Annotated in this window: 13 protein-coding genes and 1 pseudogene; 6 read left to right on the forward strand and 8 right to left on the reverse strand. The window is 65.6% G+C overall.

Going from position 1 to position 20,906, the window contains the following annotated elements:
* Window positions 1-210: 210 nt before the first annotated feature.
* Genes JV18_RS0114360 through JV18_RS0114370 form a run of 3 tightly spaced genes read left to right on the forward strand, consistent with a single transcriptional unit; the run spans window position 211 to window position 3,720 of the window.
* A complete protein-coding gene (locus tag JV18_RS0114360; protein ID WP_033075611.1) occupies window positions 211-2,091 on the forward strand; it encodes a M1 family metallopeptidase in 1,881 nt (626 codons plus the stop codon).
* Window positions 2,092-2,137: 46 nt separating this feature from the next.
* Window positions 2,138-2,767 carry a TetR/AcrR family transcriptional regulator gene (locus tag JV18_RS0114365; protein ID WP_033075612.1) on the forward strand — a complete coding sequence of 210 codons (630 nt, stop codon included), beginning with the start codon at window positions 2,138-2,140 and terminating at the stop codon, window positions 2,765-2,767.
* Window positions 2,764-3,720, forward strand: coding sequence for a formylglycine-generating enzyme family protein (locus JV18_RS0114370; protein ID WP_033075613.1), 957 nt, complete (start codon window positions 2,764-2,766; stop codon window positions 3,718-3,720). Before JV18_RS0114365 ends, JV18_RS0114370 begins: the two co-directional genes overlap by 4 nt.
* Here the strand turns inward: JV18_RS0114370 and JV18_RS0114375 are convergent.
* Window positions 3,637-5,505 (reverse strand): arylsulfatase, encoded by a 1,869-nt coding sequence (locus JV18_RS0114375; RefSeq protein WP_052072301.1) that lies wholly within the window; start codon window positions 5,503-5,505, stop codon window positions 3,637-3,639. The two genes, JV18_RS0114370 and JV18_RS0114375, sit on opposite strands and share 84 nt — an antisense overlap.
* Window positions 5,506-5,569: 64 nt before the next feature.
* On the opposite strand from JV18_RS0114375, the gene JV18_RS0114380 reads away from it, so the two are divergent.
* From JV18_RS0114380 to argJ, 3 genes are all read left to right on the forward strand, one after another.
* The gene (locus tag JV18_RS0114380; protein ID WP_235303587.1) at window positions 5,570-6,469 is read left to right on the forward strand and encodes a hypothetical protein; all 900 of its coding nucleotides are present in this window, start codon (window positions 5,570-5,572) and stop codon (window positions 6,467-6,469) included.
* Between the two features lie 97 nt (window positions 6,470-6,566).
* Window positions 6,567-8,003 carry an aldehyde dehydrogenase family protein gene (locus tag JV18_RS0114385; protein ID WP_033075614.1) on the forward strand — a complete coding sequence of 479 codons (1,437 nt, stop codon included), beginning with the start codon at window positions 6,567-6,569 and terminating at the stop codon, window positions 8,001-8,003.
* A gap of 99 nt (window positions 8,004-8,102) precedes the next feature.
* A complete protein-coding gene (gene argJ / locus JV18_RS0114390) occupies window positions 8,103-9,329 on the forward strand; it encodes a bifunctional glutamate N-acetyltransferase/amino-acid acetyltransferase ArgJ (protein ID WP_033075615.1) in 1,227 nt (408 codons plus the stop codon).
* Between the two features lie 15 nt (window positions 9,330-9,344).
* On the opposite strand, the pseudogene trxA reads toward argJ, so the two are convergent.
* The 7 genes and pseudogenes from trxA to JV18_RS0114425 all read right to left on the reverse strand — a co-directional run.
* Window positions 9,345-9,620, reverse strand: a pseudogene (trxA, locus tag JV18_RS15090) (thioredoxin); the annotation flags it as partial.
* A gap of 31 nt (window positions 9,621-9,651) precedes the next feature.
* The gene (gene addA, locus JV18_RS0114400) at window positions 9,652-13,164 is read right to left on the reverse strand and encodes a double-strand break repair helicase AddA (protein ID WP_235303609.1); all 3,513 of its coding nucleotides are present in this window, start codon (window positions 13,162-13,164) and stop codon (window positions 9,652-9,654) included.
* Window positions 13,161-16,151 carry a double-strand break repair protein AddB gene (gene addB / locus JV18_RS0114405; protein WP_033075616.1) on the reverse strand — a complete coding sequence of 997 codons (2,991 nt, stop codon included), beginning with the start codon at window positions 16,149-16,151 and terminating at the stop codon, window positions 13,161-13,163. Before addB ends, addA begins: the two co-directional genes overlap by 4 nt.
* A 58-nt stretch (window positions 16,152-16,209) precedes the next feature.
* Window positions 16,210-16,929, reverse strand: coding sequence for a nucleotidyltransferase family protein (locus JV18_RS0114410; protein ID WP_033075617.1), 720 nt, complete (start codon window positions 16,927-16,929; stop codon window positions 16,210-16,212).
* A gap of 4 nt (window positions 16,930-16,933) precedes the next feature.
* Window positions 16,934-17,926, reverse strand: a complete 993-nt coding sequence (locus JV18_RS0114415) for an aminoglycoside phosphotransferase family protein (protein ID WP_033075618.1) — start codon at window positions 17,924-17,926, stop codon at window positions 16,934-16,936.
* Complete coding sequence (tsaE, locus tag JV18_RS0114420) at window positions 17,911-18,360, reverse strand: tRNA (adenosine(37)-N6)-threonylcarbamoyltransferase complex ATPase subunit type 1 TsaE (RefSeq protein ID WP_033075619.1); 450 nt, start codon at window positions 18,358-18,360, stop codon at window positions 17,911-17,913. Before tsaE ends, JV18_RS0114415 begins: the two co-directional genes overlap by 16 nt.
* 13 nt (window positions 18,361-18,373) lie before the next feature.
* Window positions 18,374-20,743, reverse strand: a complete 2,370-nt coding sequence (locus JV18_RS0114425; protein ID WP_052072308.1) for a PAS domain-containing sensor histidine kinase — start codon at window positions 20,741-20,743, stop codon at window positions 18,374-18,376.
* Between the last annotated feature and the right edge of the window lie 163 nt (window positions 20,744-20,906).

Genomic DNA, 20,906 nt, shown 5'->3' on the forward strand with positions numbered 1-20,906 from the left:
ACATCGCCCGAAAAGACATGATGATTTGGCTTCACGGTAATGAAATTAATTACTTCAAATATATCATTACCTATTTCAACCTTATTGAAATTCAATAACAACTCATGTCATCCAGCGCAATTCTTGCAAGAAAAGCCTTATCTCCTCGTTCTCCCCTCGCCTCCCTCTGCCATGTTGCAGTTTGCGCGCGCGAGGCTTAGGCCTTGGTCCATGCGTATCTTCCTTGCCGCGCTGATGATGAGCAGCGCCCTTACCGCCCCTTTCGCTCCTGCCGCCGCTGAAACGGCGGCGCCCGCGCCGATATTGACCAGCGCCGATGCCAAGGATGCCTGGACCCATGCCGAACCGGAAAAGGCGCGCGTCACCCATGTCGCGCTCGACCTTGACGTCGATTTTGCCGCGCAGCGGCTGAGCGGCACGGCGGCGCTCGACCTGCTGACCGCGCCGGATGCAAAGCAGGTCATTCTCGATGTCGACGGGATCGAGGTCGCATCGGTCACCGATGATCGGGGCCGCGCCCTTCCCTTCACCATCGGCCCGCGCGATGCCGAGCTGGGGTCGGCGATGACGGTCACGCTGAATGGCGCGCGCCATATCCGCATCACCTATACAAGCGCGCCAGGCGCCGATGCGCTGCAATGGCTGCCGCCTGAAATGACCGCGGGCAAGACCAAGCCCTATCTTTTCAGCCAGGGTCAGGCGATCCTCAACCGGAGCTGGATCCCGACGCAGGACAGCCCCGGCATTCGCCAGACATGGGAGGCCGCGCTGACCGTTCCCGGCGATATGGTCGCGGTAATGAGCGGCGAAAAGCTGAGCGGCGACAAGGGCGAAAAATTGTCCGACGGACGCCGCCGCTTCCGCTTTCGCATGGACAAGCCGGTTCCGCCCTATCTGATCGCCTTTGCCGTCGGCGACCTGAAATTCCGCTCGCTCGGGCCGCGCTCGGGCGTGTGGAGTGAGGCGGCGATGCTCGACAAGGCGGCTTATGAATTTGCCGATGTCGAAAAGATGATCGACGCTGCGACCGCGCTTTATGGTCCCTATCGCTGGGGCCGTTATGACATGCTCGTCCTGCCGCCCGCCTTTCCTTATGGCGGGATGGAAAATCCGATGCTGACCTTTTTGACGCCGACGCTGATCACCGGCGACCGGTCGAACACCGATGTCGTCGCGCATGAACTGGCGCATAGCTGGTCGGGCAATCTCGTCACCAACGCCACCTGGTCGGACGGCTGGCTGAACGAGGGTTTCACCACCTATTTTGAAAACCGGATCATGGAGGCGCTCTACGGCAAGGAACGCGCGGCCATGTACAGTGACCTCGACTGGGACAATATGATCCGCGCGATCGAACAGGCGGGCGGGCTAACCGCCGCGTCCACCCGATTGCACGGCAACCCCGGCGAAGGCGTTCTCGATTATACCAAGGGATCCTATTTCCTTCGTACCATCGAAAATCTGGTCGGGCGCGACCGCTGGGACGCCTATCTCAAATCCTATTTCGACCGTCATGCGTTCCAGCCGCAGACGACGGCGGGATTCCTGGCCGATTTGCGCGAAAATCTGCTGAAGGGCGACGCGCCGCTCGAACTCAGCCTGCAACTCGACCGCTGGTCCTATGCCGCGGGATTGCCCGACAATGCGGTGCGCGTTGAAAGCACCACGCTCGCCGCCATCGACGAGAAGCTGGCCGCGTTCAATTCGGGCGGCCCGGCGAGCGCGGTCGACACCAAGGGGTGGAGCACCCAGCAATGGCTGCGTTTCCTGAACGGGATCAGCCGCGAGCAAAGCCCCGCGCGGCTGAAAGAGCTGGATGAAACGCTGGGCCTCTCAAAATCGAACAATGCCTATGTGCGTTCGGCCTGGCTCGAACTGGCCATTGCCAATCGCTATGAGCCCGCGCTGCCCGCGCTGCGGGATTTTGCGTCGTCCGTGGGGCGGGGTCTGCTGATCTATCCGCTTTATCGCGGGCTCAAGCAGCAGGGCGAATGGGGCGAAAGCGTCGCAGCCGACCTGTTTGCCCAAGCCGAGGCCACCTATCACCCGTCGGTCGCAAGCGGGATCAAGAAGATCTTGCAGGGCAATTAGCGACGGGGGCATTGACCGCGCGGCGCCGTTGGTCCAGCCATAGGTCATGAACAATGGGGAGGGAAAAGTCGCGCTCGCAAGCCGGGCGCCGCAACGCATCGACGGCCGCCGCGAGCGCAGCCGGTCGAGCCATCGGCGCATCGTCAAGGCGATGATGGAATTGATGACCGCAGGCGACCTGATGCCCAGCGCGGCGCGCGTTGCCGAAGAGGCTGGCCTGGGGCTTCGCACCGTGTTTCGCCATTTCGACGATATGGACGCGCTCTATGCGGAGATCAGCGACACCGTTGCCGACCGCGTCCTGCCGATTGCCGCCGCCCCTTTTGCCGGGGCCGACTGGCGCGCCAATATGCGCGACCTGACCGAACGGCGCGCGCGCATTTTCGAAACCATGCTGCCCTTTCGCCTCGCGGCCAATATCAAGCGCTATCAGTCGCCCTTTCTGATGGGCCAATATGAACAGGTGATCGCGGCCGAACGCGACCGGGTGCTGCATTTGCTGCCCCCCGCCATTTTGGCGGAGCGCATGACTGCCGAGGCGCTGTGCGCCACCCTGTCCTTTCAGAATTGGCGGGCGCTGCGCCATGATCAGGGGCTGGAGGCGGATATGGCAAGCCAAGTGGTCGCGCATATGGTCGAAACGCTGATGGGCACGCTGCCGCCGCATATCGAATGACGGGACAGCGCGCCGTCCTCCTGCTGCTCTGCGCGGTCCTTGCGGGCTGTAGCGGCGAAAAGCCGGAAATGTCCGACGCGCCCGCTGTGAAGGAAGAAGCGGCGCGCGCCGCCTGCCCCGCCATGCCCGAACGCGATTATGTCTGGATAGAAGGCGGACGCTTTGACCTGGGCGCCGATCCGCAACTTCCCGAAGAAGGACCGCCGCGCGCGGTCGAGGTGGCGGGCTTCTGGATGGCGACGCATGAAGTAACGAACGGCGAATTTGCCGCCTTTGTGCGCGCGACCGGTTATCGCACCGTCGCCGAGCGCAAGCCGCCGCCGCTGCCCGGTGCGCCGCCCGACATGCTTGTTCCCGGCGGCGCCGTCTTTGCCGCGCCGACCGATGGCAATCCCAATTGGTGGCGCTGGGTCGTCGGCGCGCAGTGGCGCCATCCGGCCGGACCCGACACGCATATCAAGGGCCGCGAGCGCGACCCTGTCGTCCAGATCGCGCTGGAGGATGCGCGCGCCTATGCGCGCTGGGCGGGCAAGCAATTGCCCAGCGAGGCGCAGTGGGAATGGGCCGCACGCGCCGGCGGCGCCGACCCCGATCAACCCGTCGGCGCCGATGGAAAGCCGCGCGCCAACTATTATCAGGGCGTTTTCCCTGTCCGCGACCTGGGCACCGACGGCTTTGTCGGCCGCGCGCCCGTTGCCTGCTTTCCCGCCGACCGCAAGGGCGTGCACGATCTGATCGGCAATGTGTGGGAATGGACCGAAAGCGAAGCCGGAAAGGACAGCAATGTCATCAAGGGCGGCAGCTTTCTATGCGCGGCCAATTATTGCGCCCGCTACCGCCCCGCCGCGCGCCAGTTTCAGGAGCGCAGCCTAGGCACCGATCACATCGGCTTTCGCCTGATCGACACGGCGCGCCCGCCGCCGCCGGACCAGAAACCAGATTCCGGCGGATAATATGGCCAATGTTCCGCCGCCGAACAGCGCGAGCCGGATCATCATTTTCCGCCCCCGCTGTTCATAGGCATAAAGCTGGATCTGCTTGTCGGCGGTATAGCCGGGCGGCATCTCCAGCACGCCATTTTCTGCGGCATAGGCGCGGTAATCGGCCATCATCGCAGCAAAACGCTCCGGCATCGCCTTGGCGAGATCGCGCGTCTCGCCGGGATCGGCGCGCAGATCATAAAGCCGCCACTGGCCATCGCCCGTCGGCGGCAAATTCCGCACCAGCTTGTAGCCGCCGCGAAACAGCGCCGCATTGCCCGACAATTCATACCCCAGCGGTGTATCGCCATAAACATCCTGCGCCTGTCCACCCAGCAGGGGAACGAGGCTGCGTCCCGTCACCGGCTCGACCGCCTTGCCCTGCCAGCGTCCGTCATGCAGGGGCACCGCCGCCAGTTCGGCGAGGGTGGGCAATATGTCGGTGACATAGGCAAAGCCGTCGCTGACCCCCCCGGCGCGGATATGCGGGCTGCCGGGCCAGGCGATGATCAGCGGCACGCGCAATCCGCCTTCGGTGGCGCTGAACTTATATCCCGACAGGGGCGACGCCGCCGCGCTGGCCCAGCTTGCGCCGATATTGCTGAAACTGTTGCGCCGCCCGATGTTGGCGATGGACGTGTCATAGCGCAGGTTCAGAAATAAACGGCCGCGCAAGGTGGCATAGGGATTGGTCGGTTCGGGGCCATTGTCCGACAGGAAAACGAAGATCGTATTGTCATAATCCCCGCTGCGTTTCAGATGCGCGACCAGCCGTCCGACCTCGCGGTCCATCGCGGTCGCCATGCCGGCATAGGCCTGCATCACCCGGATGGCGGCGGCGCGCTCCTTTGCCTCCAGCACTTTCCAGTCGCGCGTTGTGTTCATCCGGACCATCGGCACGCCCGCCGGGATGATACCGAGCTGCGCCGCCCGCTCGGCCCGCGCGGCGCGCAAGGCCGTCCAGCCTTCACGATACATGGCGGCGTAGCGCGCAATGTCGCTGTCGGGCGCCTGCACCGGAATATGATTGGCGAGGAAATTGATCGACGCCAGAAAGGGTTTTCCGCTCGCCCGCCCGGCGTCGATATACTCGATCGCCTTTTCGACCACGAAGCGGGAGGAATAATAGTCGGGCGGCAAAGTCGCGGGCCGCCCATCCTCGGTCCAATGCGCCTTGTCATACATCAGGTCGATAGGGCGCTCTTCGAAATTATCGGCGCCCGAATCGGCAAGGCTGAAGGCGCGGTCATAGCCGCGCGCCTCGGGAAGGCGCGTCGCATCGCTGCCCAAATGCCATTTTCCGGTAAGATAGGTGCGATAGCCCGCCGCCTTCACAATCTGGGCGATGGTCACCACCCGGTGATTCATCACCGTGTCATATCCGGGCTTGCCGCGATGCGCGTCGGGGATGGTTTCGGGCATATTGCCCAGCCCGGCGCGGTGATTCATCACCCCCGTCTGCAACATGGCGCGCGTCGGCGAGCAGGACCCTGCGACATGGAAATTGGAAAAGCGCATCCCGGCGCGGGCGAGCGCATCGATATGCGGCGTCGCAAATTCGGCGCCAAAGGCCCCGACATCGGTAAAGCCCCAGTCATCGGCGACCAGCAGCACGATATTGGGCGGCGCGGATGGTGGCTTCTGCGGTGCGGCAAGCGCGGCGAAGGGCTGAAAAAGCAGCAGCGCCGATGCCGACGCGAGCCAAAAGGAGCGCGCCTTCCCTTGCTTTCGAAACCGCTTTTCATCGCCCTGGTCCATGGCTCTCGCTCCACTTCAATATTTTGACACTAGCTATGCCATAATATTCCAAAGGAGCAAGGCGATGCTTGGCAAAGCGGGTGCGACCTGCTTTGTCAGCGCCATGACCAGCACGCCATGGCCCCATTGGATCGGACGATCGAGCGAGGCAGAGGATCAATTGACCCCCGCCCTGCTCGCCCGTTTCGCCGCAACGCTCGACAATAAAGTCTCCGGCGATCTGGCGCCGCAGGCTATCCATTGGTGTCTCTGCCTGCCCGATGCGCCGACCGCGACCTTGGGAGAGGATGGCCATCCGCAGCGCCGCGACAGCAAGGATGGCCTGCTCCCTCCCGTCCCCCTGCCCCGGCGCATGTGGGCGGCAAGCGACGTGCGCTTTCACGCGCCCTTGGCCATTGGCGCCGCGATTCGCCGCCGCTCGACGCTTGCGAAGCTCAGCGAAAAGGCGGGAAGCAGCGGCCCGCTTCTCTTTGCCGAGATTGCGCATGAGACTTTCGCCGATGATAAATTGGCGGTGAGCGAACAACAGACGATTGTTTTTCGCGAAGCCGCAGCGGCGCCGGAGCGCACCGCTGCTCCGCCTGACACTGTTGCGGACGAAGTAACACCCGACCTGTCGGGCTGGGACTGGCAGCGCCGCCTCGTCCCGTCCGAAGCGATGCTGTTTCGCTATTCGGCGCTGACTTTCAACAGCCACCGCATCCACTATGACCATCCCTATGCCACCGGAGTGGAGGGCTATCGCGGGCTGGTTGTCCATGGCCCGCTCATCGCGACGCTGCTCCTCGATCTCGCGCAGCGCGAGCTTGGGCTGAATGCGCTTCGCCATTTTGCGATGCGCGCCAAGGCGCCTGCCTTTGCCGGAGACGCGCTCTATCTCGTCGGGCGCGCCGCAACAGAGGGATGGGAATTGGCGGCGCTGGGAGAGGATGGCCGGACGCTTATGAGCGCAACCGCCGCGTAACCGGACGCAGCAAAGACAGCGTCACGCTTGATTCATTCGCCGCCGCCATTAGGTAGCAATGTGATACGGAAAATTCACCGCCGACGGGAGACAGATTATGAGCGACACCGAAACCCACCTCAAACAACATTATATCGGCGGCAAATGGGTCGACAGCCAGGGCGGCAAGCTCCACGACGTCATCAACCCCGCGACCGAGGAAGCAGCCTCGACCGTCGTCCTTGGCACTGCGGCCGATGTCGATGCCGCCGTCGCGGCAGCGCAGGAAGCCTATAAAAGCTATTCGCAGACCAGCCGCGAGGAACGGCTCGCGCTGATGAACCGCATTGTCGAGGAATATAAGAAGCGCGGGCCCGATCTTGCCAAATCGATGGCGAGCGAAATGGGCGCGCCGGTCAGCTTTGCCGGGACGGCGCAGGTCGGCGCGGGCATTGGCGGCTTCCTTGGCACCATGGCGGCGCTCAAGGATTTTACCTTCACCGAGCAGATGGGGAAGAACAAGGTCGTTTACGAACCCATTGGCGTGGTCGGCATGATCACTCCGTGGAACTGGCCGCTTAACCAGATTGCGCTGAAAGTCGCTCCTGCACTCGCCGCCGGGAACACGATGGTCCTTAAACCGTCGGAGGAATGCCCCGGCAATGCGGTAATCTTTGCCGAGATCCTTGAAGCTGCAGGCGTCCCGGCGGGCGTGTTCAATCTGGTGCAGGGCGATGGCCCGACGGTCGGCAATGCGATCAGCGCGCATCCCGGCATCGACATGGTCAGCTTCACCGGATCGACCCGCGCGGGCATTCTCGTCGCCAAGGCGGCGGCCGATACGGTCAAGCGCGTCCATCAGGAACTGGGCGGCAAATCGCCCAATCTCGTCCTGCCCGATGCCGATTTCGAACAGGTGCTGCCGCCCACGGTGCAGGGCGTGCTCGCCAATACGGGGCAAAGCTGCATCGCGCCGACCCGCATCCTCGTCCCCCGCGACCGCAAGGGGGAAGCTGTGGGCATCATCAAGGCGATATTCGACGGCGTGGAGGTCGGCGACCCGATGCAGGAAGGCGCGCATCTTGGCCCCGTCGTCAACAAGGCGCAGTTCGACAAGATTCAGGGGCTGATCCAGTCGGCCATCGACGAAGGCGCAACGCTGGAAACCGGCGGCACCGGCCTGCCCGCCAATGTCAATCGCGGCTATTATATCAAGCCCACCGTCTTTTCCGGCGTTACCCGCGACATGCGGATTGCGAAGGAGGAGGTGTTCGGCCCCGTCGCGACCTTGATAGAATATGGCGACCTCGACGAAGCGATCGAAATTGCCAATGACACCGAATATGGCCTGTCGGCGGTCATTTCGGGCGATCCGGCCAAGGCCGCCGATGTCGCGCCCAAGCTGCGCGCGGGCATGGTTGGCGTCAACAATTGGGGGCCCGCCCCCGGCGCCCCCTTTGGCGGTTACAAGCAATCGGGCAATGGCCGCGAGGGCGGATTGTTCGGCCTCAAGGACTTTATGGAGGTCAAGGCGATCAGCGGCCTTCCGGCCTGATCGGTCCCGCCGCCCAAATATGGGCACCGAATGACGCACGGCCCCTCCCGCTTTCGGGAGGGGTTTTGCTTTGCACGCAGAGCGATTATGCGGGGCGCCATGATGACGCGCTCGCCTCTGGCCCCCGCCGCCTTTCCCGCCCTGCCTGCAATTGCCGGTGTGACCTGCCGCGTCGCGCGCGCGCATTATAAAGAATGGGACCGCTGCGACCTCAGCTATGTCGAGCTTGCCCCCGGCACCAGCGTCGCGGGCGTATTCACGCGCAATATCTGTTGCTCATCCGAAGTTGAACTGGGCCGGGAGCAGGTCAAGGGAGGCGCAGGCCGCGCGCTGATCGTCAATGCCGGCAACAGCAACGCCTTCACCGGATATCGCGGGCGCGAGGCGGTCGAACAGATCATGGCGCAAGTCGCGGAGCATCTGGGCTGCGCGGCGGATGAGGTGTTCGTCAGCTCAACCGGCGTAATCGGCGTTCCGCTTCCCAAGGACAAGGCGCGCGCGGGCGTCGCGGCAGCCCTGACGGCTGAGCCCTGTTCATGGGAGGATTTCGCGAACGCCATCGGCACCACCGACACTTTTGCCAAGGGCGCGCACGCCAGCGCCATCGTCGGCGGGACGACCGTCCAGATCGCCGGGGTGATCAAGGGGTCGGGGATGATCGCGCCCGACATGGCAACCATGCTCGGCTATATCTTCACCGACGCCGATGTTGCGCCAGCGCTGCTGCAGGACATGCTGACGCGCGCCACCGGCGAAAGCTTCAACGCCATCACGGTGGACAGCGACACATCGACCAGCGACACGGTGCTGCTCTTTGCCACCGGGGCTGCCGATCACCCGCGCCTTACCGATTGGGACGATGCGGGGGCCGATGCCCTTTATGCCGCCATCCGGCAGGTCGCGCTGGAGCTTGCCCAGCTCGTCGTGCGCGACGGCGAAGGCGCGACAAAATTCATCGAAGTGCAGGTTGACGGGGCGGTCAGCGACGAAAGCGCAAAGCGCGTCGCGCTCGCCATCGCCAATTCACCGCTGGTCAAAACCGCCGTCGCGGGCGAAGACGCCAATTGGGGCCGGGTGGTGATGGCAGTGGGCAAGGCCGGAGAGCCTGCCGACCGCGACCGGCTCGCCATCCGTTTCGGCGACCATATGGTCGCGAAGGATGGCTTGCCGATCGAGGGCTATGACGAAGCGCCGGTCGCCGATCATCTGAAAGGCCAGAATATCCGCATCGGCGTCGATCTGGGCTTGGGCGAAGGCCGCGCAACCGTTTGGACCTGCGACCTCACCCACGGCTATATCAGCATCAACGCCGATTATCGAAGCTGAACAACCCGTCGCCCCCGCCCCGACCTTGGTCTCAACAGCCTCACCATTTTTGAACAAAATCATCGTGGGAATGCCGCGCACGCCATATTTGCCGGGCGCATCGGGATGATCGTCGATGTTGAGCTTGGCAATCACCACCTTGCCGTCAAGCTCATCCGAAATTTCTTCGAGCGCGGGGCCGATCATCTTGCACGGACCGCACCATTCGGCCCAGAAATCGACCAGTACCGGGGTGTCGCTGTCGAGGACGTCGGCCTGAAAGCTGGCGTCGCTGATTGCCTTGGTAGCCATAATATACTCCTGAAACTATCTTGAACCCTAGCTAGGGGGTTGCCCCGCCCGGCTCAAGGCCCTGGCGCCCAATTTCCCCTTGGCTCACCGCAAGCCGCGCTTGGAGGGCGGGACGGTGCGGCGCCAGCCCCTCGTTGCTCAGCATGATCAGCCGCGGCCCCGCCGTATAGAGCAGGCCCGCACGCACCCTATGCCCCGGAAAAATCACCGCCAGCGCATCGCGATAGGCCGCCATCTGCCGCAAATAGGCGGGGGCGACGTCCCCGGCATCGCGGGGCACATGGCGCCCCGTCTTGTAATCGATAACGGTCACGGCATCGGCGGTAACGTGCAGCCGGTCGGCGATGCCCGACACGACCGCGCCGCCCTCCACCACCGCCGACAGCGGGACTTCGGCCAGACTGTCCGGCCCGAAAAGCGCCGCATGGGCGGGGTCGTCCAGCACCGCCAGCACCTCGTCCGCCATCGCCGCGCGAGCTGCCGCATCAATATCGCCCGCCTGTGCCGCCAGCCAGCGCAGCGCGGCCTCGCGGCGCCCTTCAGCGGCCACGGGCGGCAGACGTTCGAACAGCGAATGAAGCAGCAGCCCGCGCCGCACGGCTTCGCCGCGCGCACTGCCCTGCGGCGGCGTCGCCACATCATCCTCGCCCAGCGCCGATGGCGCGAGCGGACGCGGCGGGCGCGCTTCTTCGGGCGCGGCACGATGCGCCCAATCGGGCAAAGCGGGCAACGGCGGCGTCTTGTGCCCCTTTTTCCTTGCCGCGGCCCATTTGCCGGGATTGACCCGGTGCACCCGGCGCTGTCCCCAGTGCGGACCAGCCTCTTCCCATTCGGCGCCCATATCCGCGAGCAAATGTTCCGCCGCGCTATGCCAGCTTTGCTCGGGCACGCTCAAATCGGCCTTTTTGGTCACGCCTGCGACCACCAATATTTCCTCGGCGCGCGTCAGCGCGACATAGAAAAGTCGCCAATGCTCCTCTTCCGCTGCCTCCGCCGCCGCCTGATAGGCCTTGGCGAGCGCGCCCTGCCGCTCTTCGGCAGGCAAGGCAAAGACGGGCAATTTCTCCCATCCCGCGACATCGACGCTGAAGGGCCGGTGGCCGATCCCCGGATCGTCGGTTGCGTCCGCCAATATGACGATCGGCGCCTGCAGGCCTTTCGAGCCATGCACCGTCATCACCCGCACCACATCGCTGCGCGCTTCGGTCTGGCGCTTGATGTCGGCGGCGCTCGCCTCTACCTGGGTCAAAAAGCCGAGCAGCGAGACCGTCTCGCGCTGTTCAAAGGCCAGCGCCTGATTGAGCAATTCGTCAATCGGATCGCGCGCTTCGCGGCCCAGCCGGGCGTAAAGCTTGCGCCGCCCGTCGATTGGCCCTGACAGGATCGTTTCCAGAAAGCGAAACGGCGTGGTGAAATCCGCCATGGCGAGCATCTGCCGCAGCGCCGCCATGCTCTCCGCAGGAATATCGGCTTCGCTGGCGCGCAGATGCTCCCATATCGCGGCGCGTCCCCGCTTGTGGACGCGCGCAAAAAGCTCGTCCTGCGTCCAGCCGATCAGGGGCGACACCAGCAGGGCGGCGAGATTGAGATCGTCGAGCGGCTGCACGGCAAAGCGCATCGCCGCGATCAGATCCTGCACCCCCAGCGGCTGCGTCAGCGCGAAACGATCGACCCCCGCGACGGGCACATGCAGCGCCTGTAACCGCGCGACGATCCGCGCCGCCAGATCGCGGCGCCGCCGCACCAGGATCATCACGTCGCCGGGCGCCACGGGCCGCCCGTCGCGGCCATGCGCGATCCAGTCCTGCACCTCATCGGCGATGGCGCGGGCGAGCCGCATGCTCGCGGGGTCGGATGCCGGCGCACTTCCTCCTTCGCCGCCCTCTTCACCCCCCTCGCCGCTGCCGTCGCCGGCTTCTTCGGCAAGGGCATCGAGCGCTTTTCCGACCGGCAGCGGACGCCACAGCTCGACCTGTCCCGCCTGCCCCTTGCGGAAGGGATGATGGGGCGGCTCGCGCCCTTCCAACCCCATCCGTTCCGCGCCGCCCGCCGCCAGCCAGGCATCGGCAAGGTCGAGCACCGCCGGGGTCGAGCGATAGTTGGAGAGCAGATTGACCGCGCGAAACGCCTGCCCTGCCCGTTCCCCCAAGCCCTCGAACAGCGCGCGCGCCGCGGCAAAGGCGCGCGGCTCGGTCCCCTGAAAGCCGAAAATCGCCTGTTTGCGGTCACCCACGGTGAACAGGGTGCGCACCCGTTCGCTATCCTCCGGGCTGGCGGCGAAAAATTCTTCGGCCAGCGACAGGATGATGCCCCATTGGCGCATATTGGTGTCCTGCGCCTCATCGACCAATATATGGTCGGTGCGCTGATCGAGCTTGAAACGCACCCATTCGCCAAAGCTGCTGACACGCAGCAGCGCGCCCGCAAGCGTGATCAGATCGTCGAAATCGGCCAGCCCCTGTTCGCGCTTCGCCAGCGCATAGGCTTCTGCAAAGCGGCTTCCCAATGTCCACGCCTGCGCCAGATCGTCGGCGACGCGCATCGCCGTCGCCGTGCCTTTCAGCGTCTGCGCTGCTGCGACGATCCGCACCGCATGGTCTAGGCAATCTTGCATCTTGCCCTTCTCGCCCGCGAAATCAGCACGCATTTCGCCCTTGCCGGTCAGGAAGCAGCCGAGCAGATCGTCCAGCATCGGGGCGCGGGCGCGGGCATCGCCCCCCAGCCACGCCGCCATCATGTCAGCGCAGGCCAGCCCCGTTTTTGTCCCCCAATTGGCGCCGCTCGTCGCCACCGCGGCAATATCAGCCTCGGCGATGGCGCCCGCCGCCAATTGCTCCTCGACCCAAAGGTCGACATCGTCTGCGGTGGGAAGATTAAGGGCCGCGCGCAAATCATGGCGACGCGGCGGCAAGCCCGCTGCCGGGCCGCCGAAAACCGATGCACAGCTCGACAGGAAGGAAATCGCCGCATCGGGCCCCAGCCGCCGCGACAGCATCGCCGCCGCCGCTCGCCATTGCGCCGCGTCCCTGTCGGCGTCAACCAATTGGGCGAGGACGGCGCGCTGCAGCGCCGCCGCCTCATCCTCCTCAATCGCGCGAAAGCCGGGAAGCAGCTTTGCCTCCAGCGGAAAACTCGCGAGCAAGGTCTGGCAAAAGGCATGGATGGTCTGAACCCGGATGGCGCCGCCGGGGCTGTCGATCACCGTGGCAAACAGCGCGCGCGCCCGCGCCATCAGCCCCGGCATTTGCCAGTCGAGGCCCAGCGCATGAAGGTCGAGCCGCAAATGGCTATCTTCCATCCGCACCCAGGCGGCGAGCCGTTCGTGGATGCGGTGCGCCATTTCGGCGGCCCCCGCCTTGGTAAAGGTGATGCACAAAATCGCCTCGGGCGACACGCCGCTCAGCATCAGGCGCAGCACCCGCGCCGACAGCACTTGCGTCTTGCCCGTTCCTGCCGAAGCGCCCAGCCACACGTGGCGCACGGGATCGGCGGCAGCGCCCTGATGCGGATCGAGCGCGGCGAGGGTGTTGGCCGTGCCCATCATTCGCTCTCCCCGCGCCCGAACCATTCGTCGCGGCGCATCAACTGGTCATAATCGCCATAGCCTTTCAGCTCTCCCGGCGCGAAGGGCGCATCGCCGAACAGATAATGGGCCGCCAGTTCCGACAGCGCATCGGCAGCATGGTTGATCGCCTCTTCGGCACTTTTTAGTCCGCTTCGCGAACCATATGTGTTCGAAATCTTGCCAGCCCCTCCGGCGCGCCGGTCGGGACGCAGGCTCCAATATTCCAGCGCGCTGACCGGGGCCGCCGCAACATCCTTCATTCCGCCGCGCTCGGCGATCAGGCCGAGCAGCCCCAATTGATTGTCGATCTTGTCAAACGCCGCCTTGGCGCTGGGCGCACCGCCCGTTTTATAATCGACAATGGCAAGACTGCCATTGTCGAGCCGGTCGACCCGGTCGGCCTTGCCGTGCAAGGTCACGCCGTCGATCACCGCTTCCCCCTTCACTTCGGGATCAACGGGCGTCCGCCCCTCTGCCGCCCAAAGCTGCTGGGCGGCCCAGCGCAGCGCCGGCTCCATGCGCGGCAGCCAGAAGGCGCGGGCAATGGCATCGAGCGCAGGATCGCGGCGCAGCGCATCGAGCGCGGCCTCGAACCCCTCGCGCGTGGCGCCCGCACGCACCCATTGTTCGAACAACAGATGCACGCGCGTCCCCCGCCAGCGCGGGTCGGGCGCAGCGCTCAGCCGGTCGAGGGGCGAAAGGCCCAATATCTGGTTCGCGTAAAAGGCAAAGGGATCGCGTGCCAGCCGGTCCACGGCGGTCACGCTGATACGGCGCGGGCGCACCTCGGCGGGCGGACGCGGCGCCGGGCGTCCCACGGGCGCGGCATCGCCGGGGGGAAGATCGAGCGCGGCGGCAAGCCGGGTCAGCGGCACGCCTCCCGGCGCAGGCTCGGGCAATTCGCCCGCCAGCGCGGCGAGGCGCAGCCAGAAGCGCGAGGCGACCGCGGGGTCGCCGCCGCTGCGTTCGGCGCGGGTCACGACAATTTCGCCAGCCCCCAGCGCACCGGCAAAATCATGCGCCGCCATCCCCTGCTGCCGTTCGGGCGCAGGCAGGCCGAGCAGGCGGCGAATACCGGGCGCCAGCCAGGGGTCGGGCTGCGTCGCGGCGGGCCAGCGCCCTTCGTCGAGTCCGCCCAAAATCATCAGATCGGCGCGCTGCAACCGCGCCTCCAGCAAACCCCAGATGAACAGGCGCGGATGCCCGCCAAAGGGGGGACGCACGCTCGCCTGCCCCAAAAGCTGGTCCAGCATCGCGGGGAAATCGGCGGGATCGACCAGCGCCGGGCCATCAGTCTTGGCAAGGCTCCATTGATCGAAAAGGTCGGCGAGCATCCGGCCCGCCGGTCCGGCCCAGACAGCATCGCCCGCAAGCCAATCCAGCGCCGCCTGCACCGCGGCGAGCAGATCGGCAGGCGGAACCGGCCCGCTTGCGAAGGCCGCCAGCGCGCTTTCGAGCGCCGCGCTCACCTCGCTCCACCACGACTGTAATTGCACCGCCAGCCCGTGGCGGCGCGCCTCCTTGTCCGCTGCCCGCTCCGCGATACGCGCGCTCACTCCGGCCCAGCCCGGCTCCAGCCCCGGCTCGCGCAGCATCAGGTCCAGCCGCCGCAGTTGATCGAGCCACGCCGTCCGCCCCTCGCCCTTGCGCACCAGCGGATGGGCGAGCAGGGCGACGAGCGCCACCGGGTCAAAATCCGCCGCCAGCTTGGCAAGCAGCAACAGCAAGGCGCCGGGCGGCGTGCGCGAGAGGGGTTGGCCCGCGCTGTCATCGACGCCAATGCCCCAGCGGGTAAGCGCCGCTGCAACCCGTTCGGCCAATCCGCGATCGGGCGTGACAAGGGCGGCGGTGCGCCCCGGCATCTCAATCGCCTCGCGCATCAAAAGGGCGATGCCCTGCGCTTCCTGCCCGTCATCGGGAAAAACCGCGCCACTTATCCCCGCCGTCGCCGCCGACAAGTCTCCCGCCGTCTGCCACTGGGCGCTATAATCGGCGGGCGCGAAGAGCAGCGAGACAAAGGGGCTGCGGTCTTCCGGCCCGTCAAAGGGCGAAGCCGCGTCCCATGGGGCCACTTCCTCGCGGCGTACCCCCATGCGGTCGAGCAGCAATTTCAGATGATATTGCGGATGGGTTTCGAGCGGCCGCGTGCGCCATCCGGCCTCGCCTTCCTCCGGCGGAGCGGTGGGGCCAAGCGCCTCCCACTCGCCCTCGCTCATGCTCTGGTCGAGCCCGGGCAGAACGACCGCCCCGTCGGGCCGATCCGCGACAACGCGCAGCAGGCGCGCAATGGCAGGCGCTGCGGTCGTCACCCCGGCGGCGATGGTGAAGCGCGCGGGCGGCGCCGCCCGCCACGCCGCCGCCACCCGGCCGAGCATCTGGTTGCGCCGTGCCGCGCGGTCGATACTTCCCGTGCTGGCCAGCGCTTCGGGCCAATGATCGACCAGCAAGCGCAGCCGCGCGAGCGAGGCCTGCCAATGATCGGCAAAGGCGCCGAGATCGAGGTCGGTGAGCGCGCGCACCGTTACCTCCTCATAATGGAGCTGGTCGATGACACGCGCGAGGCCGTCCGCAAGCTGAAAAGCCGCTGCTCCCTTGATCGGTGCCTCACCTTCGGGCGTATGCGCCTCTATCAGGCGCGCGAGCAGCAAGCGGCGGCGCAGCGGCTCGATGGCCGGTGGCAGGGGATCGGCGTCAATCGCATCGAGCGCGAGACCGATATTCTCATCCAGATCGGCATCGCCGATCACCGCAAGCCGGGGCATGAGCAGCCCCTTGCCGCCCGCGCGCACAAAAGCCGCCTGCACGGCGCTGCGCGCGCGATTGCTGGGCAGCAATATCAGGCCGTGCGCGAGGTCCAGCGGCGTGCCTCCCCAGCGCGCCATCACCCCCGCGACCAGCGCATCGGCAAAGGCGCGGTGAATGGGAATGGAAAACAGGGTGGGCTTTATGGATTCGGGCTGCGTCATGGCGAATGCAGCGAAGCAATCTGCCACCAGTTAAGCAAGTGCTGGATTGCGCGTCCCGTCAAACGCTCGATAGCGCAGCCTCGGTCGGCGGGATGCTCGCGGGCGTGCCGACGTCGAACCATTGGCCAAGGTGCGACAGTCCGTACAGCCGCCCCGCCGCAATCGCGCGGTCCCACAGGATGTTGGTCGAAAAAGGCCCCTCGGGCGCATCGTCGAGCAGGCGCGGCGAAATCAGTTGGACGCCGGTATAGACAAAGGGGGCAACGCGGCCCGGCTTGCGCCGCGACAGGCGCCCCGCCGCATCCATGTGAAAATCGCCCATGCCGCGATGCCCGGTCGCGCTCGCCTGACGAATAACAAGCAGCAGCGCGTCCATTTTCTCGCCATCCCAGTGGCGCGCCAGGTGGAGCAAGCTGTCCTGCGGCCCATCGGTCCAGATATTGTCGCTATTGACGATCAATATGGGGTCGCCGGTCAGCAAGGGGCGCGCCTTGACCATTCCGCCTCCGGTTTCGAGTAGCTGGGCGCGTTCGTCCGAAATCGCGATATCAAAGGGACGCTTCTGCGCCGCCAGATGAGCCTCCAGCGCATCGGCGAGATAATGGACATTGACGACGACATGCGGGATGCCCGCCGCTGCAATCCGGTCGAGGCTATGGTCGATCAGCGGTTTACCCGCGACCCGCACCAGGGGCTTGGGCCGCGTCGCGGTCAAGGGGCGCATTCTTTTGCCCAGCCCCGCGGCCATCACCATCGCGCTTTCGATCTTCGCCGTCATGGGGTCAGTCGCTCCACGCCGCCGCGCGCTTTTCGGCCGGAATATTGGCGTCGAACCAGGCGCGCACCGGCGCCAGCCCCGGCTGCATCAGATCGCGTTCGAGCAGCCCCCACATGCGCGGCTGATACTGGCGATAACCCGCCTTGCCATCGCGTTTCCACAAACGGACAAAGACGCCCAATATGCGTGTATTGCGCTGCGCGGCGAGCGCCCAATAGGCGGTACGAAACGCCTCGCCCATTCCCGATTTGTCGATATAGCGTTCCAGCATTTGGGCCTCCACCGCGGGGCTCACATCGCGGCGCGCATCCTCCAGCACCGAGGCGAGGTCATAGGCGGGGTGGCCGACGAGCGCGTCCTGAAAATCGAGCAGGCCATAGCGGGCGATGCCTTCGCGACCCGCCAGCAGCATGATATTTTCAGCATGATAATCGCGCAGCACCGTAACGCGCGGCAGCCCGTCGACATCGACGGGCTTCAGCACCTCTTCCCAGGCCGCAAAAAAACCCGCCTCATCAACCTTCAGGTCAAAGGCGGGGCAATACCAATCGGTGAACAAGGACACTTCGCCCAGCCATTGCTCCAGGCTGTGGACGCGCAGGCCGTCCATCGCGGGCTGTCCATGCAGATGCAGCAGCAGGTCCGTAATCCCGGCATAATAGTCGGACTCGGCCTGCGGGGTCGCATCCAGCGTTTCGCGCAGGCGGACATCGCCGAAATCCTCGATCAGCAGCAACCCCCGATCGAGATCGCGCGCCAATATGGTGGGGGCGGTCAGCCCGCGCGCCAGCAACCATTCGGCCACAGCGACGAAGGGGCGCGGATCCTCATGCGGCGGGGGCGCATCCATCAGCACCGCCTGCCGCCCTTCGCCAATCACGCGAAAATAGCGGCGAAAAGACGCATCCCCCGCAAGCGGGACTATCCGGGCATCGCCCCATCCATGCGCGGCAAGAAAATCGGGCGCATCACTGGGCGGAATCATCGTAAGGGCCATCGAGCCTCCCAAGCGGCAGGGACTTGCGCTGTCAAGATACGGCGCTCGCCTGTGCCCTCAATTCCTATCCACAAAGCCCCGGGCCAACCCGCTTCACCCAGGCGTTCGGGCCATTCGATCAGCAGCGCGCCATCGTAGAGATATTCATCGAGCCCCAATTCAATGAGCTCGTCCGCATCCTCGATCCGGTAGAGATCAACATGGGCGATGGGCAGGTCGACTTCGGGCGGCGCATAGGGCTGGACAATGGCAAAGGTCGGGCTGGGCGCCTCACCCGCCAGCCCCCGCGCCTTGAGCATCGCGCGCGCCAGCGTCGTCTTGCCCGCACCCAAATCACCCGACAGCGCGACCACGTCGCCCGCACGCAGCGCCGCACCCAGCGCCGCCCCAATCGCCTCGGCCTCGTTCAGATCATAGGCGCGCTGAGCCTTCATCGCGATCCGCCCTTCATGCCCCTTCGCCGCGCGGCAGGCGAATGCGTACCAGCGTTCCCTGTCCCTTTTCGGTGAGCACCTCCATCGTGCCGCCATGGGCGGTGACAAGCTGCCGCGACAGCGCAAGGCCAATTCCGCCCGCCGTGGTCCCTGCTTGCTGGCCTTGCGTCACGGCCGCCACCGTATCGGGTAAGCCGGGGCCATTGTCGGACACGATAATCTCGACGCCTTCGTCGATCGCGGCGGCGTGTAGCAGGACGCGCGCGCTGCCCCGCCGCACCGGGGCCGTATAGCGGATGCCATTGTCGATCAGCCCCGCGAACAGGCGGCCAAGGCGTGCGGGATCGCCCATCACTGTGCCAAGATCCGCCGCCAGTTCGCCCACCAGTTCGACCTTTTCCGCCGCCGCAAACGGGCGGGCATCGTCGAGCGCCTTGGCCAACAGCGGCGCAAGCGCAACGGGGGCACGGTCAATAGCCAGCGTCCCGGCCTCGCCCTGCGCCAAGTCTAGCACATTGTCGATCTGCCGCCCCAGCACCCCGACCGATTCCATAATCGCATCGACATAGCTTTGCTGCTGCTCCGCCAGCTTCCCGGCATAGCCCGACTGCAGCATCTCGGCGAACCCGCCGATGGACGTCAACGGCGTACGCAATTCATAACTCATGCGCGACAGAAAGGCCGTCTTCACCTTGTCCGCCGCTTCCAGCGCCTCGTTGCGCTCGCGCAGCGCACCCTCGACCTTTCGGCTCGCGCTCACGTCGAGCATGATCAGCAGCGCGTTGCCATCGGGCAGCGGAATGGCGGCAAAGTCGAAATAACGGCCATCGGCAAAACGTATCTCGCCTGCCCGCTGGGTGCGCTCCAGCGTCGCGGCGCGCACGACTTCCTGCACAATGCTGATCTGCTGCGGCTTGGCAAGCCGGTCCGCGAGGCCGCTCATCAGCGCATCGACGCGCGGATGCGCGGCCAATGTCGGCTCGCTGACATTCCACAGTCGGCGAAAACGCTGGTTCCACAGATGCAGGCGCCCATCGGGGGCGAATACCGCAATCGCTTCGAACAAATTGTCGAAGGTCGCGGTCCGGACCCGCAGCAAAGTGTCGCGTGCGCCGGCAAGCTGCACCTGTTCGGTGCGATCCTCGGCGATCAGCAACAGGCCGCCATCGGGGGTTGGCTGGGCGACGACGCGCAAATGGGTTCCATCGCGCAGGAGCCACTCTTCCTCGCTCGCCTCGGCGCGCGCAAACCATCCGACATGCGCCTGCCGCCATTCGGGAAAGTCGCGGACCTCCGGCGTGCGCCCTTCGTCGCGCCAGCGGTCGAGCAGCCGCGCAAAGGGCGGCGCTTCGGCAATTTCCTCGCTATCGAGGTGGAAAAGGCGGCGAAACGGCTGGTTGGCGAAAACCAGGCCCTGATCGGCGCCAAATTGTGCTACCGCTGCCGACAGACGGTCGAGCAGGTCGCGCTGCGCCTCGACAAAGCGGCGATGCGCGCCCCTTTCGCTCTCCAGCTCCTGAATGTCGATGGCATAGCCCGCGACGCCGATGCTTTGCCCCCCCTCGGGCGTCAGGGGCACATCGACGACCCGCATGATGCGCCGTTCGCCCTCGATGGTCACGGGTATGGTGCGGGTGCGCGCCGCGCCCGCGCTTCGCGCCTGTTCGGCGGCTTCGGATGCGCTCACCCCCGCCACCGGTTCGCACAGTTCGATTCCGTCGTCGATCACCGCAGCCGCGCTCGTCGCTTCGACCGCGCGGACGTAGGCGCTGTTCACCAGCGCAAGCTGCAACGCTGTGTCGCGAAACCACATGGGAAAGGGTGCCGCCTCGATCAGCCCGGACAGGGCTTCAAACGCCGCCATCGCATCATCGCGTTCGCGCCGTGTGTCGGCCAGCGCGCGCTGGCCATCGGTCGCATCGCTGACCCACAGAAGCACACTGCCCGGCCCGCCGACGGCATGCGGCGCGGCATTGCCCTGAAAAATGATCGCGCGGTCGCTTCCTTGCGGGCACAGAGTCAAAACAAAGGGTTTGGCGCCGCGCTGGGCGGCGATGATCGCCTGGCGCAGCGCTTCATGCCCTGCGGCATCCAGCCCGGCATCGACACCGCGCAGTTCATCAAAGCTGCGAATGCCGCCTTCGATCCCCAGCCAGCGCGCCAGCCGATCGCTCGCTTCCAGCCGCCAGTCGCCGCGTATGATCACCGGCAATTGAGGGGACGCGCTCACCAGCGCCGCCAATCGTTCGCTTTGCGCGCTGACAAAGGCGGATCGCCGCTGCATCGCTATGCCGCGCACCACAGCCCACAGGCCCAGGACGAGCCAGAAAGCCGCGAACAGCCCGAGCGCAAACGGCAGATGAGCGGAAAGCGAAGCGCTCATTCCGCAAAATATCCTGATCTATGAAAGGCAGGCCCGGCGTGCATAGCCGATTGCCCTACCGGCGATGCAAAAATGTTGCAATCGCGTGTCGGGCCGGACCGGCGCATAGGCCGCCCTGCCTGGCGCGAAAGCTTGCGATGGGCGGCAAAGCCCGCGCCCAAGA

It is taken from the genome of Sphingopyxis sp. MWB1, assembly GCF_000763945.1.
In the GTDB taxonomy this organism is placed as follows: Bacteria; Pseudomonadota; Alphaproteobacteria; order Sphingomonadales; family Sphingomonadaceae; genus Sphingopyxis.

Excerpts from the sequence above, each read along its gene's own strand:
- JV18_RS0114360 (WP_033075611.1), top strand. The coding sequence starts at position 211 with ATGCGTATCTTCCTTGCCGCGCTGATGATGAGCAGCGCCCTTACCGCC.
- JV18_RS0114365 (WP_033075612.1), top strand. The coding sequence starts at position 2,138 with ATGAACAATGGGGAGGGAAAAGTCGCGCTCGCAAGCCGGGCGCCGCAA.
- JV18_RS0114370 (WP_033075613.1), top strand. The coding sequence starts at position 2,764 with ATGACGGGACAGCGCGCCGTCCTCCTGCTGCTCTGCGCGGTCCTTGCG.
- JV18_RS0114375 (WP_052072301.1), bottom strand. The coding sequence starts at position 5,505 with ATGGACCAGGGCGATGAAAAGCGGTTTCGAAAGCAAGGGAAGGCGCGC.
- JV18_RS0114380 (WP_235303587.1), top strand. The coding sequence starts at position 5,570 with ATGCTTGGCAAAGCGGGTGCGACCTGCTTTGTCAGCGCCATGACCAGC.
- JV18_RS0114385 (WP_033075614.1), top strand. The coding sequence starts at position 6,567 with ATGAGCGACACCGAAACCCACCTCAAACAACATTATATCGGCGGCAAA.
- argJ (WP_033075615.1), top strand. The coding sequence starts at position 8,103 with ATGATGACGCGCTCGCCTCTGGCCCCCGCCGCCTTTCCCGCCCTGCCT.
- addA (WP_235303609.1), bottom strand. The coding sequence starts at position 13,164 with ATGATGGGCACGGCCAACACCCTCGCCGCGCTCGATCCGCATCAGGGC.
- addB (WP_033075616.1), bottom strand. The coding sequence starts at position 16,151 with ATGACGCAGCCCGAATCCATAAAGCCCACCCTGTTTTCCATTCCCATT.
- JV18_RS0114410 (WP_033075617.1), bottom strand. The coding sequence starts at position 16,929 with ATGACGGCGAAGATCGAAAGCGCGATGGTGATGGCCGCGGGGCTGGGC.
- JV18_RS0114415 (WP_033075618.1), bottom strand. The coding sequence starts at position 17,926 with ATGGCCCTTACGATGATTCCGCCCAGTGATGCGCCCGATTTTCTTGCC.
- tsaE (WP_033075619.1), bottom strand. The coding sequence starts at position 18,360 with ATGAAGGCTCAGCGCGCCTATGATCTGAACGAGGCCGAGGCGATTGGG.
- JV18_RS0114425 (WP_052072308.1), bottom strand. The coding sequence starts at position 20,743 with ATGAGCGCTTCGCTTTCCGCTCATCTGCCGTTTGCGCTCGGGCTGTTC.